This is a genomic window from Sphingomonas sp., assembly GCF_051962185.1.
GTDB lineage: Bacteria > Pseudomonadota > Alphaproteobacteria > Sphingomonadales > Sphingomonadaceae > Sphingomonas.
Window position 1 is genome coordinate 1 of sequence record NZ_JBQCCN010000296.1, and the last position, 15,003, is coordinate 15,003.

Genomic DNA, 15,003 nt, shown 5'->3' on the forward strand with positions numbered 1-15,003 from the left:
GAGCGCCGATGCGCCCAGCCAGCAAGCATAAGCCTTCATTCGATCCTCCCACCACATCGCATGACGCTCTCCGGCGTCGATGATCGCAACGTGACGCAAAGCGCGGGCGCTTGCAATACTAATTCTCTTCAGAGTGAATGACATTGTTAATTCGCCCGGGACCGAGCGCGTCCTAGGGCAGGTTCCCGCCGACCGTTCGAGCCACAAGGGTCGCAGGCCGTTTCGTTTCAGGAACAAAGGCCGTGTCTATCGCGTTGCGCTCGAACAGCCGGAAAAGGCGATAAAGGGGTGAAGAATTTGAGGGGGACGTGCGTCTCGGGGTTGCGAAACGTCGCCGCCCCCGGACTCTGCCTGAGTGCACTATGTCTGAGCGCGCCGGCCTGCGCGCAATCGATCGACGATCTCAAGTCCATGTCGATCGAACAGCTCGCCAATGTCGATGTGACGTCGGTCACCAAATCCGCCGAATCGCTGTCGGACGCCCCGGGCTCGATCTACGTCATCACGCATGACGACATCATTCGCGCCGGGGCGACGAGCGTACCCGAAGCGCTTCGCCTGGCGCCCAATCTCCAGGTCGCGCGGCGCGGCGCGGCGGACTGGGTCATCACCGCGCGCGGCATGTCGGGCAACGCGGCGGCGCAGAACTTCCCCAACAAGCTGCTGGTGCTGATCGACGGGCGGAGCGTCTACACGCCGCTCTATTCGGGCGTCTATTGGGATATGCAGGACGTCCTGCTCGCCGATATCGACCGGATCGAGGTGATCAGCGGGCCGGGCGCCACGTTATGGGGTGCCAACGCGGTCAACGGCGTCATCAACATCATCACGCGCGATTCGTCGCGCAACCAGGGGCTGCTCGCCGACCTCTCTGCCGGCGATCGCGAGACGACGGGCAGCCTGCGCTATGGCGGTCGTGTGGGCACGCGGCTGACCTACGACATTTACGCGCGCGGCACCTGGAACGATCAGTTCAGGACCGCCACGGGGGCGCCTGCGGACGACGCCTGGTCGCGGGGGCAGGGGGGCTTCCGCGTGGATTGGGCCGACGGCAAGCGCGACAGGCTGACGCTGCAGGGCGATCTGTACGCCGGCAATATCGGGCATCCCGGCCCCGACGACACGATCGCCGGACGCAATGTTACGATGCGCTGGCGTCGCGCCGATACCGCGGATGGAGAAAACGGCACGTCGCGCGGCAATCTGCAGGTCCAATTGTTCTACGACCATACCATGCGCAGCACGCCGGGCTCGGGGCGGTTCGGGCTCGACGCCTACGATCTCGACGTCCAGCGCGACGTGGCACTCGGAAAGAACCATCGCCTCACCTGGGGCGGTGGCGTTCGTGTCTCGAGCTACCGGATCGACACCGTCGGCGCGCTTTCGTTCGCCCCGTCGCGACGGACCCTGTTCCTCGGCAATGCCTTCGTTCAGGACAGGATCGCGATCGGCAAGGCAGCGACGCTGATCGTCGGCATCAAGGCGGAGGACGATCCCTATTCCGGAGTCTCCATCCTGCCCAGCGTTCGCGGCACCTTGAAGCTCGGCCCCGACCTGACCGCCTGGGCGGCGGTATCGCGCGCGGTGCGCTCGCCGACGCCGTTCGATACCGACGTCGTCGAAGCGCCGGGCGGTACGGTCTTCCTGACCGGGGACAAGAACTTCAGGACGGAAAAGCTCACCGCTTACGAAGCGGGCCTGCGCGGACAGATCGGCGCGACGGCGAGTTTCTCGCTGGCGGGCTTCTACAATGTCTATGACGATCTGCGAAGCATCGAGTTCGCGCCCGCCGGTTTCCTGCCGCTGCGCTGGGGCAACCGGATCAACGCGCGCACCTGGGGCATCGAGGCGAACGCGACGGTCAGCCCGGCGTCCTGGTGGCGGCTGACCGCCGGCTATTCCTGGCTGCACGAGGATGTCACCTTCGATGCCGACGCCAGCGGCTTGCTGGGACCGCCCCAGGTCGGCGACGATCCGCGATATCAGGCGTCGCTGCGCTCGGCGATGGATCTCGGCCCGCTCAGCTTCGACGCCGGCATCCGTCGCGTCGGAACGCGGCCAGATCCGCGGGTTCCCGCCTATACAGAGGCGGACGCGCGGCTGGCCTGGAAGCTGTCTCCAGGTTTCAGCCTGTTCGCCAGCGGCCAGAATCTCCTCCACGCCTGGCATATCGAATATGCCGACGGCGAACGCGTGCCGCGTGCCGTGCTGCTGGGCTTCAGATGGCAACGTTGAGCCGGTTCGCCGCGGGGGTCCTTCTGCTCTGGGCAGCGCTGCCGGCGGTCGAACCGGCGCGCGCCGACGGCTCGGTGGAGGCGGCGGTGAAGGCGACCTATATCGTCAAGTTCACCCATTACGTCGTGTGGCCGGCCGCCGCTTTGGGCGCGGCGACCTCGCCGATCGTGGTGTGTGTGGTCGGTCGCGACCCGTTCGGCGCGACGATCGACGCGGCCGCGCGGGGCGAATTGGTCGAGCAGCATCCGGTGATCGTGCGCCGCCTGGCGACGATCGATCGCGGTTCCGGGTGCAATGTCGCCTTCCTCGCCGGCAATGCCGCTGCTGGCGGTCTCTCGGCGGTCGACGGCGCGCCGATCCTGACCGTGACCGACGCCGCGGAGACCCGGGTACGCGGCATTTTCCATTTTCGGGTGCGCGGCGGCCATGTCGGCTTCGACGTCGACGACCTCAAGGCCTCGCGTGCGGGCCTGACCATCAGCTCGAGATTACTGTCGATCGCCTTGTCGGTCAGCTCGCGGGGAGGGCGTCCATGAGCGCCGACACTCGCGCGACGCGGCGCCCGGTCGTTCTGTCGGTGGCGGTCGGCGCCGCGCTGCTGCTGCTTGCTCTCGGCTTGGGGATCGTGCTGTTCAGCGACTATCGCTATCGCGACGAGCAGCGCCAGGAAGCCGATACCCAGGCGAAAGTGGTCGCTGCCAGCATCGTGGCGCCGCTCGACTTTCAGGACAGGCAATCCGCGCAGGAGTATCTGGTCGCGCTGCGGGCCAATTCGCGGGTCGCCCGCGCCGTGGTCCGCGACCGCCAGGGGAAGGTCTTCGTCGCTTATGATCGCGGCGAGATCAGGCGCGCGACCGACGCCACGCGGGTGACCGTTCCCGTGTTGCGCGGAAGCGAGACGATCGGGTCGGTGACGCTCACCGAAACCATTGATCCCCTGTGGCGGCGGCTGGCGCGCTATTCGTTCATCCTGCTGCTGATCGCCGTGGCGGGACTGCTGATCGGCGTGTTCGCGCTGGGCCAGGCGGCGCTGCATCGGGCCAATGCCGCGCTGTCGCAGCGCGCCGATGCACTGGGCGAGGCCTACGAAGCGCTCGAGCGCGAGATCGAGGAACGCGCCAGTGCCGAGGAGCAATTACGCCAGTCGCAGAAGATGCAGGCGCTCGGCCAGTTGACCGGCGGGATCGCTCACGACTTCAACAATCTGCTGACGGGGATGCGCGGCACCGCCGATCTGCTGCGCCGTCCCGATTTGCCCGAGGCGCGCCGCATTCGCTACGCCGAATCGATCGCCCAGACGGCGGATCGCGCCGCACAGCTGACCAGCCAATTGCTCGCCTTCAGCCGCCGCCAGCCACTCCAGCCCAAGGTCATCGACCTGAACGCGCAGATCGACGGGATGCGCCTGATGATCGAGCGCGTGTTCGGCGCCCATTACACCGTCCGGACCGAGTTCCACGAGGGCCTGTGCGCGGTCGAAATCGACCCGACGCAGCTCGAGGTCGCCATCCTCAACATCGTGGTCAACGCACGCGACGCCAATGGCCGAAGGCGGGATTCTGACGATCGCCACCAGCCCTTGGCCGCCCGACGTCGATGAGGGCGGAGCGGAACGGGATGCGCCGCGCTTCGCCGCGGTCAGTGTCACCGACACGGGGGCAGGGATGGACGCCGAGACCGTGGCACGCGCGACCGAACCGTTCTTCACCACCAAGACGGTCGGCAAAGGCACTGGCCTGGGGCTGAGCCAGGTCTATGGATTCGCCGCCCAGTCCGGTGGCGAGGTGACGATCGCGAGCGCGCCGGGTCGCGGAACGACCGTGCGCCTGACCTTGCCGTGCACCGGCAAACCCTATGCGCCGACAGCGGCGGTGCCCGATGCCTTCGCCCCCGGCAAATGGTGCGGACGCATCCTGTTCGTCGAGGACAATGAAGAGGTCGCCGCCTTCGCGCGCACTTTGCTCGAAGAACTGGGCCATCAGGTTCTCCATGCGGCAAGCGCGGAAGCGGCGCTCGAATCGGTCGAGCAGGGCGCCCCGTTCGATTTCGTCCTGAGCGACATCGTCATGCCCGGCATGAGCGGGTTCGACCTCGCCCAGGAAGTACGACGGTTGCGTCCCGGGACTCCCGTCCTGCTGACCACCGGTTACAGCGAGCGGCTCAACGAGGAAGGCGCGGGGGGCTTCCCCATTCTCGCCAAGCCCTATTCGCTCGACGAACTGGCGCACGCGATCGAGCGCACTTGCGCGTCGCGAGGCCCGACCGGCTAGAGCGACGTCGAAGTGGTGGAATCGCTCGCCGGTTAGGAAATCGTTCCGACGGCCGAGCCGGATAACGACCCCGACTGTAAAGCATTGGAGCAGGCCGCGTCATCCGGCGCGCTGCCGCGACACGGTGTCGTATTTTGCCAATAGTCGCGTCCGATCATCAAGTATCAGGCCGGAACGGATGGGAGTTGAGCAAGGCGTTCGAGTTCGCGCCATTGACGCCGATTCCGGAGACAAAAGAGGGGACTGCTATGACGCGCGCACCGAATTCTTCGGGCTTTCCTGCTTTGGACTCGCGGACGGTATCGTCACGGTTGGCACGCCGTCGCGCCTTGTCCTCCGAAGCAAGCCGGTTGACGCTGCGCTCGACGGTCGCCGCGGCCACGGTCATCGGCATGGGTCTGCTCGCGCCGACCGCCGCCTGGGCGCAATGCGTGGTGGGCGGCGTCACGGTGACCTGCTCCACTACCTCCACGACCGACACGACCTATTCGACCAACCCGCCGAACGACCGACACTATACCGGTCCGATCGCGACGCCGATCATTGTCAACGTCAACAGCGGCGCGACGGTGAGCGGCAACGGCATTGCCGTGACCAATACGGCTGCAGGCGGCGTCACGATCAACAATGGCGGCACGATCAGCGTCGATGCCGGCAATACGCCCACGGCCGGCGGCACTGCGGCCTTGTCGCTAACCGCATCGGGCGGACCGATCGTTTATACCGGCGGCGACGTCATCAATAACGGCAACGGCAATGCGTTCGACGCCGTGCAGAATGGCGGCGTCGGCTCGGTCAGCATTACGGCAGGCAATGTCTTCGCCGCGACGGGTGAGGGCATCACCGTCCGTGATGTCGCCACCAGTACTGGTATCGACATTACGACCAACGGCACGGTGACCGCGTTGACCGCCGGCAAGGACGGTATCGACGCGCAAAGTCAATCGCTTACCGGCAACGTGACGATCACCGCCAATGGCGATGTCAACGCGGGCAATGCCGGCATCGTCGGCGCGATCTTCCCGGCGGGCGGCACGGGCAATGTCGACCTCACGGCGAACGGCGCGATTAATGCGCGGTTCGGTGTCGATGCCGAGAATTTCGGCACCGGCAACACGACCGTGACGACGGTCGGCCCGGTCAACGCGACCAGCGGCAACGGCATTTTCGCGAAAACGAGCGGCGGCAATGTGACGGTCAATGCCGGCGACGTCACCGCGACCGGCAACACCGCGATCGTAGGACGTCAGACCAATGCCGCAGGTGCTGGTTTCGTCGACATCACCGCGGGCAACGTCTCGGGCACAACCGGCATCGAGGCGACCAATTCGGGCAGCGGCGCGATCAGCGTGACCGCTAACGGCACAGTGACCGGCACCTCTGCAGAGGGCATCAACGCAAACGGTAACAATGCGGTGACGATCTCTGTCGCCAATGCCGTGACGGGCGCGACGCGCGGCCTGAATCTGGTCGGCGGCACCGGTGGCGCGGGCAACATTTCGGTCACCGGCACTGGCGGGTTCTTTGGCGGCACGGATGATGCGGCGCATATCCAGAATAACGGTTCGGGCACGGTCACCGTCAACATCTCGGGCGCCAGCGGCTCGACCGGCGGCGAGGGCATTGTGGTGCGCGACACCGCGGCGGGCGGCAATATCAGCGTCACCACCGGTGCGGTAACAGCGCTGACCGCCGGCAAGGACGGCATCGATGTCCAGGCACAATCGCTGACCGGCAACGTGACGATCGTTGCCAATGGCGACATCAACGCGGGCAATGCCGGCATCGTCGGCGCGATCTTCCCGGCGGGCGGCACGGGCAATGTCGACGTGACGGCAAACGGCGCGATCAATGCGCGGTTCGGCGTCGATGCGGAGAATTTCGGCACCGGCAACACGACCGTGACGACGGTCGGCCCAGTCAACGCGACCAGCGGCAACGGCATTTTCGCGAAAACGAGCGGCGGCAATGTGACGGTCAATGCCGGCGATGTCACCGCGACCGGCAACACCGCGGTCATTGGGCGTCAGACCAACGCGGCGGGCGCGGGCATCGTCGACATCACGGTCGGCAATGTCTCGGGCACGACGGGTGTCGAGGCGACCAACTCGGGCAGCGGTGCGACCAACGTCACCGCCAACGGCACTGTCACCGGCACCACGGCCGAGGGCATCAACGCGACGGGCAACGGCGCGGTGACGATATCCGTCGCCGACACGGTGACGGGCGCGACGCGCGGCCTGAATCTGGTCGGCGGCACCGGCGGCACCGGCAACATCAGCGTGACCGGCACCGGCGGGTTCCTTGGTGGCACCGGCAACGGCGCCCATATCCTGAACAACGGCTCGGGCACGGTCACCGTCAACATCTCGGGTGCAAGCGGCTCGACGGGTGGCGAAGGTATCGTCGTCCGCGACACTGCGGCGGGCGGCAATATCAGCGTAACCACCGGCGCGGTCACGGCGCTGACCGCCGGTATGGACGGCATCGATACCCAAAGCCAGTCGCTGACCGCCAACGTCACCGAAGTCGCCAATGGCGACATCGACGCCGGCAACGCCGGCATGGTCGCGGCGATCTTTCCCGCGGCTGCGACCGGCAACATCGACGTGACCGCGAACGGCGCGATCAATGCGCGGTTCGGCGTGGACGCAGAGAATTTCGGTACCGGCACGACGTCGGTGACGACGGTCGGCCCGGTCAACGTGACCAGCGGCAACGGCGTCTTCGCGCTCACCACGGGCGGCGACGTCTCCGTGACCGCGAATGACGTCACCTCGACCGGCAACACTGCGGTCGTCGCGCGGCAGAACAACGCCGCCGGCGCGGGCGTGATCGATGTGCGCGTGGGCAACGTCTCGGGCACGACCGGCGTCGAGGCGACCAACTCAGGGACCGGGGAGACGGACGTCACGGTCAACGGTACGGCGACCGGCACATCGGCCGAGGGCATCAAGGCGACCGGCAACGCTGCGGTGAATGTGCTCGTGGGCGGCGCCGTGACCGGTGCGACCAACGGCCTGACCTTGGTCGGGGGCACCGGCGGCGCTGGCAACATTTCGGTTACCGGGACCGGCGGGTTCTTCGGCGGCACCGGCGACGGCGCCAACATCAAGAATAACGGCTCGGGCACCGTGACCGTCGACATCTCGGGAGCGAGCGGTTCCACAGCCGGCAACGGCATCGTCGTCCGCGATACCGCAGCGGGCGGCGACATCAACGTCACGACCGGTGCCGTGTCCGCGCTGGCGGCTGGTAAGAACGCCATCGACGCGCTTACCCTGTCGACCACCGCGAACGTCACGATTGTCGCCAATGGCGACGTCAAGGCGGGCAATGCCGGCATCGTCGGCGCGGTGATTCCCGGCGCCGGCACGGGCAATGTCGACATCACCGCCAATGGCGCGATCGACGCTCGGTTCGGCGTCGATGCGGAGAATTTCGGTAGCGGCTCGACCCAGGTGACGACGGTCGGGCCGGTCACCGCGACCAGCGGTAACGGCATCTATGCGTCGAGCACCGGCGGCAACGTCACGGTGGATGCGGGCGACGTCACCTCGACCGGGAACACCGCGATCATCGCGCGCCAGAACAATGCCGCGGGCGCCGGCCTGGTCGACGTGACCGCCGGCAATATTTCCGGCACCACCGGCATCGACGCGTCCAATTCCGGCACCGGTACGCTCAAGGTCACCGCCAACGGAACCGTGACCGGCACCACGCTCGAGGGCATCAAGGCAATCGGCAACGATGCGGTGACCGTCTCGGTCGCCGACAAGGTGACCGGCACGACCAATGGCCTGGCCTTGGTCGGGGGCACCGGCGGCGCTGGCAACATCTCGGTGACGGGGGCCGGCGGGTTCTTCGGCGGCACCGGCGACGGCGCCAATATCAAGAACAACGGCTCGGGCACCGTGACCGTCGATATATCGGGGGCGAGCGGTTCGGCCGGCGGCAACGGCATCGTCGTTCGCGATACCGCGACGGGCGGTGACGTCAGCGTGACGACGGGGGCGGTGACTGCAATCACCACGGGCAAGAACGCGATCGACGCGATCACCCTGTCGACCGGGGCCAACCTGACGATCGTCGCCAATGGCGATATCCAGGCAGGCAATGCCGGCATCGTCGGCGCTATCATTCCCGGCGCGGCGACGGGCAACATCGATATCACCGCGAACGGCGCGATCGACGCGCGGTTCGGTGTCGATGCCGAGAATTTCGGTAGCGGCTCGACGTCGGTGACAACGGTCGGCCCGGTCAGCGTGACGAGCGGTAACGGCATCTACGCGTCGAGCACCGGCGGCAACGTCACCGTGAATGCGGGCAATGTCACCTCGACCGGCAACACCGCGATCGTCGCGCGCCAGAACAACGCCGCCGGCGCCGGCCCGATCGATGTGACCGCCGGCAATGTTTCCGGGACTACCGGCATCGACGCGCTGAACAGCGGAACGGGCAGTCTCAGCGTGACCGCCAACGGTACGGTCGAGGGCACCTCGCTCGAAGGCATCAAGGCGATCGGCAATGCCGGAGTGACGGTCAGCGTCGCCGACAGCGTGATCGGCGCGACCAACGGCCTGACCCTGGTCGGCGGCACCGGCGGTGCGGGCAATATCTCGGTGACCGGCGCCGGCGGATTCCTCGGCGGCACCGGCGACGGCGCCAATATCAAGAACAACGGTTCGGGCACCGTGACCGTCGATATCTCCGGCGCGAGCGGCTCGACCAGCGGCAACGGCATTATCGTCCGAGACACCGCGGCCGGCGGCGACATCAGCCTGACGACCGGCGCGGTGACCGCGCTGACGGTGGGCAAGAACGCGATCGATGCGGTCAGCGTCTCGACCGGCGCCAATTTGACGATCGTCGCCAATGGCGATGTCGCGGCGGGCAATGCCGGTATCGTCGGCGCGATCATCCCGGGCGCGGCGACCGGTAACATCGACATCACCGCCAACGGCGCGATCGACGCGCGGTTCGGTGTAGATGCCGAGAATTTCGGCAGCGGCTCGACCCTGGTGACAACGGTCGGACCCGTCACCGCGACCAGCGGCAACGGCATTTATGCGTCGAGCGCTGGCGGCAACGTCACGGTGAATGCGGGTGACGTCAGCTCGACCGGCAATATTGCCCTCATCGGCCAGCAGACCAACGCCGCGGGCAGCGGCGTCGTCGATGTGACCGGAGGTAACGTCTCGGGCACTACCGGCATCGTGGCGATCAACTTCGGCACCGGTGCGGCCAATGTGACAGCCAATGGTACGGTCACCGGCACGACGGCGGAAGGCATCCGAGCGATCGGCAACGACGCGGTGAGTGTCGGCGCAGCCAATACGGTGACGGGCGCCACCAACGGCCTGACGCTGATCGGCGGAAGCGGCGGCGCAGGGAATATCAGCGTCACCGGTACCGGCGGCTTCTTCGGCGGCACTGGCGATGGCGCCAATATCCAGAACAACGGTTCAGGCACCGTCACCTTCAACATCTCCGGCGCGAGCGGGTCGACCGGCGGCAATGGCATCGTCGTGCGCGACACGGCCGCGGGCGGCGACATCGACGTCACGACGGGCGCGGTGACTGCGCTCGCGGCCGGCATGAACGGTATCGACGTCCGGAGCGTGTCGAATACCGCCAACCTCGCGATCGTCGCCAATGGCGATATCGATGCGGGGAACTCGGGCATCGTCGGCGCGATCATCAACGCCGGGGGCGCCGGCAACGTTGACGTAACGACGAACGGCGCCACCAACGGCCGTTTCGGCATCGATGCGGAGAATTTCGGGGCCGGCTATGTCAGTGTGACGGCCGTCGGACCAGTCGCGGCGTCGACCGGCAACGGCATCTTCGCATTGACTGACGGCGGCAATATCACGGTCAATGCCGGCGACGTCACGTCCACCGGTAACGTTGGCATCATCGGACAGCAGACGAACGCCGCCGGCGCGGGCAATATCGACCTGACCGGCGACACCGTGTCGGGCACGATCGGCGTCGCGGCGGCCAACAGCGGCACCGGCACGACCAGCGTGACTACCACCGGTCTGGTGACGGGGACCGCCGCCGAAGGCATTTTCGCGGTGGGCAACGACGCGGTGACGGTCAACGTCGCCGATACGGTGACCGGAGCGACCAGCGGCCTGACCCTGGTCGGCGGCACCGGCGGCGCAGGCAATATCCTGGTCACCGGTACCGGTGGCTTCGCCGGCCAGAACGGCAACGGCGCCAGTATCCAGAACAACGGATCGGGCACGGTCACCGTCAATAATTCGGGGCCGACCACCGCCACCGGCGGGTCGGGCATCCTGGTGCGCGACACCAACGCGGGCGGCGACATCAACGTCACCATCGGCGCGGTAAGCTCGACCGATCAGAACGGCATCGACGTGTTCGGAAGCTCGCTGACCGGCAACGTCGCGGTGACGACGAACGGCGACGTCAATGCCGGCAATGCCGGGATCGTCGCTGGGCTGATCGCCACCTCGACCGGCAATGTCGACGTGACCACCAACGCAGCGGTCAACGGCGTGTTCGGCATCGACGCGGAGAATTACGGGACCGGGATGGTCACCGTGAACGCGGTCGGCCCGGTGACGGGAACCACCGGCTACGGCATCGTCGCGCTGACCGAGGGCGGCGATTTGACGGTGACCGCGAACGACGTTTCCTCGACCGCCTCGACCGCGCTCCTCGCCGAGCAGATCAAGCCGGGGGGCGGAGGCAGCGTCGGCGTGACGGTCGGCAACGCCTCGGGGACCAGCGGGGTCATCGCCCAGACCAACGGCAGCGGCGGCGTGTCGGTCAGCGCGCTGGGCAACGTCACCGCGACCAACGGCAACGGCATCACCGCGCTGAACTACGATGCGGCGGCGAATGCCGGCACGATCGACGTCTCGCTGGGGGCGGGCGGTACGATCTCTGCCACCCACGGCGCCGGTATCTACACCGATAGCGGCTTGTCGACCGGCATGACGACGATCACGGTTGGGGGGGAGATCACCGCGGGCAGCCCCGGCTATGCCGGCGTCTATGGCAATTCGACCTCGGGCGGCATCACCGTCAACGTGACCGGGACGGGCAAGATCGATCCCGATTACGGCATCGACCTCAGCACCGTCGACGGCCCGCTGGTGGTCAACAATGCCGGCCTCGTCGCGGGTGCGATCGACGGCGTCAGGCTGGTGGCGACCGGGACCGGCAGCGCCAATGTCAGCAATACCGGCACCATCACCGGCGGCACCAATGCCGTGCTGATCAGCGTCAACGGCACGCCGTCGACGCTCTACAACAACGGTACGCTGAACGGCGCGGTCAACGTCTTCGGCTCGGCCATCGCCACTTCGAACTGGATTAACGGCCCGCTGGGCATCGCGAACCTGACCGGCTCGTCGAATTATTCGGGCAATCTCGTCAATGGCGGAAACGTCAACCTAGCCGCCGGCAGCTCGCTGGTGGTCCTCGGCAACAGCAACAATGCCGGCCGGGTCACCTTCGCGGGCGCGGGCACGTTCACGACCGCGGGATCGATGGCCAACACCGGCATCATCAATGCCCGCAACAACCTGACCAGCAACGTCGTCAATGTCGGCGGCAATTATTCGGGCGGCGGTCAGTTCTGGGCCGATTACAGCACCAACACCGCCACGGCGGATCGCCTGAATATCGGCGGCTCGGCATCGGGCAATACCAACGTCACCCTGAACCTGGTCGGGACGCGGTCGTTCGTGTCGGGCGGGTTCCTGCCGGTGGTGACCGTCGGAGGGGCGGCGCCGGCCAATGCCTTCACCTCGAGCACCGTGTTCGCGACGTCGGGCTTCATCCTCGACAGCTTCGGCCAGAATCCGTCGAACGCGCATCAATTCGGGCTGATCCAGACGGTCAATCCGCAAGCCTCGGCGCTGGGCGCGTTGACCTATATGGCGGAATCGGGATCAGGCCTGCTCGACGAGCCGATCAGCCCGTTCATCACCAACCGCACCGATGCCGGCGGCACGCGGTTCAGCCTGTGGATGCGCGGCAACGGCGGCCACACCACCCAGACCATCGCTTCGACCCTGTCGGGCGGCGGCGTCAGCTATGTCGGCTCGCGCCGGGTGCGGATCGACCATTACGCGGCGGAGCTCGGCGCCGACCTGGCGCTGGTCAACATCGGGGGCGGCTGGAACGTCAATCTCGGCATCATGGGCGGCTGGTACGGTGCCAATGCGCCGCTGGCCGGGGGCGAGCGGATCAAGGTCGAGGCGCCGTTCGTCGGCGGCTATCTGGCGGTCGGCAACGGCGGCTTCATGCTCGAAGGCAATATCCGCAAGGAATGGCGCCACTATCGCCTCGCCATGCCGTCGATGTTCGGCGGTCAGGGCCTGGCCAAGACCGACGGCGACGCCACCGCGGGTTCGATCCGGGCCTCGTACCGGATCGGCGGCAAGACCGGCTTCGCCGCGACGCCGTTCGCGTCGTTCAATTACGCCGACACCGGCATCGACCCGCTCCAGATCGATGCCTTCACCGTCTTCACGCCGGGCGACGACACGACCAAGATCGGCCAGGCCGGCCTGCGCGTGTCGTATCGCGGCGGCGATGCCGACAAGTTCACGCTGGAGCCCTTCGCCAGCGCGGCGCGGCTCGAGAATTGGTCGCGCGGGTCGAGCGGCAGCTTCGCGTTCGGGACGCCGGTCACGACCTTCTCGCTGCAAAGCTCCACCTGGAAGGACGCGATGCGCTATTCGCTCGGCGTGATCGGCAATGCCCGGGGCGGGCGCGTATCGGGCTTCGTCGTCGGCAATATCGACGACGGCTCGCGGCTGCGCGCCTTCACGCTCAACGCCGGACTGCGCTTCAACTTCTGATCGACGATCGTGTAGACCCGGCACGGCTCTGCCCTTGCCGGGTCTACAGGCCCCCTTCTGATAAACACGGCTCAAGTGTGACCCGGCACACCGGCCGGTGAGCGGCCAACATGCCCCGCGCGCGCGAGGCGTGGCCCACGCGCAATGGAAAACGATCCGATCCCGAGCGATCCCCGTCGCCCGTCGGTATATCACCGAATGGCAAAACCAGCCGACATGAAGAGCGGCATTCTCAGGGACGGGGTGAGACCATGGCGAATTCCACCACCAGCATCCGGCGCGCTTCGGTCCGGGCCGCGCTGATCGCAAGTTCGATGTTCACTTTCGCGGGCGTCGCCTTCGGGCAGGAAACGCCGCCGGCACCGGCTCCCACGCCCGACGCCGCGGCGCCGGCCGATACCGGGCAGGACAATAACGGCGTCAAGACCACGCGCGACGAGCAGGGCGACATCGTCATCATCGCGAAGAATTACGTCCCCGGCGCGACCACCGCGAACAAGACCGACATCCCGCTGATCGTGACGCCGCAATCGGTGTCGGTCGTGACGCGCGACCAGATCGACCTGCTCAACTTCACCGACGGCCAGCAGGCGGTGCGCTACACCGCGGGCGTGTTCGGGGAGAATTACGGGCCCGACCTGCGGTTCGACTTCTTCACCGTGCGCGGCTTCACGCCCAAGCAATATATCGACGGGCTGGCGGCGCCGATCTCGACCACGATCTATTCGGTCGGCGTCGATCTCTATGCCTTCCAGAGCCTCGAGCTGCTCAAGGGCCCAGCCTCGGTGCTCTATGGCAACGCCCCTCCCGGCGGCATCTACAACGAGACCAGCCGCCGCGCGTCGAGCACCTTCGGCGGCGAGTTCAACGTCAAATACGGCACCGACGATTATCGCCAACTGTCGACTACCGTCACCGGTCCGGTCACCGATGGCCTCAACGCGCGCTTCACCGGCCTCTATCTCGATCGCAATGCGGAGGTCGACCATATCAACGCCAAGCGCCTGCTGGCGGCGCCGACCCTGACCTGGAACATCGACAGCCGGACGCAACTGACCGGCCTGCTCTATTATCAATGGGACAAGGTGGCGGGCGGCGGCCCGGGCTTCCTGCCGGTCTATGGCACGTTGCTGCCCAACCCAAACGGGCAAATCTCGCGCAAGACCAATCTCGACAATCCGCTCGATGTCTATGAGCGGCATCAATATGCCTATGGTTATGATTTCAGCCATTCGTTCGGCGATGGCGTCGCCTTCAAATCCAACCTGAAATTCAGCCATTATCTCGAAGAGACGCCGCTCGGCATCTACGACGCGGTCGGCTTCCTCAACACGACCGATCCGACCAAGCCGAGCTATTTCCGTGATGTCGGGCTGTCCAACTTCACCTATCGCGAGCGGGTCGACAGCTTCGCCGCCGACAACCGGATCGACGCGACGCTCAACACCGGCGGATTGCGGCAGAAGATCCTGCTCGGCATCGACTATCGCAACGTGCGCAACGCGGCGGACTACGGCTTCGATGGCGGCCCGACCTTCTCGGGCGTGGAGACGGTCAACGTCTATAATCCGCAGTTCAATCCGCAGCCCGACCTGACGCTCGGTTATCCGACGCGCTACAATCACCAGCGCATCCGGCAGACCGGCGTCTAT

The 15,003-nt window shown here is 66.5% G+C and carries 7 protein-coding genes; 6 read left to right on the forward strand and 1 reads right to left on the reverse strand.

Annotated elements, in window-relative coordinates:
* The first annotated feature begins 411 nt into the window (after positions 1–411).
* Genes ACTHJR_RS18210 through ACTHJR_RS18225 form a run of 4 tightly spaced genes read left to right on the forward strand, consistent with a single transcriptional unit; the run spans position 412 to position 4,505 of the window.
* A complete protein-coding gene (locus ACTHJR_RS18210; protein WP_440524801.1) occupies positions 412–2,235 on the forward strand; it encodes a TonB-dependent receptor plug domain-containing protein in 1,824 nt (607 codons plus the stop codon).
* Positions 2,223–2,771 carry a YfiR family protein gene (locus ACTHJR_RS18215; protein WP_440524802.1) on the forward strand — a complete coding sequence of 183 codons (549 nt, stop codon included), beginning with the start codon at positions 2,223–2,225 and terminating at the stop codon, positions 2,769–2,771. The genes ACTHJR_RS18210 and ACTHJR_RS18215 overlap by 13 nt, the downstream gene beginning before the upstream one ends.
* Positions 2,768–3,835, forward strand: a complete 1,068-nt coding sequence (locus tag ACTHJR_RS18220) for a CHASE sensor domain-containing protein (RefSeq protein WP_440524803.1) — start codon at positions 2,768–2,770, stop codon at positions 3,833–3,835. Before ACTHJR_RS18215 ends, ACTHJR_RS18220 begins: the two co-directional genes overlap by 4 nt.
* Positions 3,777–4,505: a response regulator gene (locus ACTHJR_RS18225; protein ID WP_440524805.1), complete on the forward strand. Its 729-nt coding sequence runs from the start codon at positions 3,777–3,779 to the stop codon at positions 4,503–4,505. The genes ACTHJR_RS18220 and ACTHJR_RS18225 overlap by 59 nt, the downstream gene beginning before the upstream one ends.
* Positions 4,506–4,662: 157 nt before the next feature.
* Here the strand turns inward: ACTHJR_RS18225 and ACTHJR_RS18230 are convergent, their stop codons facing one another.
* Complete coding sequence (locus tag ACTHJR_RS18230; RefSeq protein ID WP_440524806.1) at positions 4,663–4,899, reverse strand: hypothetical protein; 237 nt, start codon at positions 4,897–4,899, stop codon at positions 4,663–4,665.
* Between ACTHJR_RS18230 and ACTHJR_RS18235 the strand changes: the two genes are divergently transcribed.
* Both ACTHJR_RS18235 and ACTHJR_RS18240 read left to right on the forward strand, forming a co-directional pair.
* A complete protein-coding gene (locus ACTHJR_RS18235) occupies positions 4,898–13,351 on the forward strand; it encodes a hypothetical protein (protein WP_440524807.1) in 8,454 nt (2,817 codons plus the stop codon). The genes ACTHJR_RS18230 and ACTHJR_RS18235 overlap by 2 nt on opposite strands.
* 251 nt (positions 13,352–13,602) lie before the next feature.
* Positions 13,603–15,003, forward strand: a 1,401-nt coding sequence (locus ACTHJR_RS18240; protein ID WP_440524809.1) for a TonB-dependent siderophore receptor, incomplete at its 3' end; no start/stop codon positions are given.

Bases quoted from the DNA above. Each gene is read 5' to 3' on its own strand.
- ACTHJR_RS18210 (WP_440524801.1), top strand. From the start codon at position 412: ATGTCGATCGAACAGCTCGCCAATGTCGATGTGACGTCGGTCACCAAA.
- ACTHJR_RS18215 (WP_440524802.1), top strand. From the start codon at position 2,223: ATGGCAACGTTGAGCCGGTTCGCCGCGGGGGTCCTTCTGCTCTGGGCA.
- ACTHJR_RS18220 (WP_440524803.1), top strand. From the start codon at position 2,768: ATGAGCGCCGACACTCGCGCGACGCGGCGCCCGGTCGTTCTGTCGGTG.
- ACTHJR_RS18225 (WP_440524805.1), top strand. From the start codon at position 3,777: ATGGCCGAAGGCGGGATTCTGACGATCGCCACCAGCCCTTGGCCGCCC.
- ACTHJR_RS18235 (WP_440524807.1), top strand. From the start codon at position 4,898: ATGGGTCTGCTCGCGCCGACCGCCGCCTGGGCGCAATGCGTGGTGGGC.
- ACTHJR_RS18230 (WP_440524806.1), bottom strand. From the start codon at position 4,899: ATGCCGATGACCGTGGCCGCGGCGACCGTCGAGCGCAGCGTCAACCGG.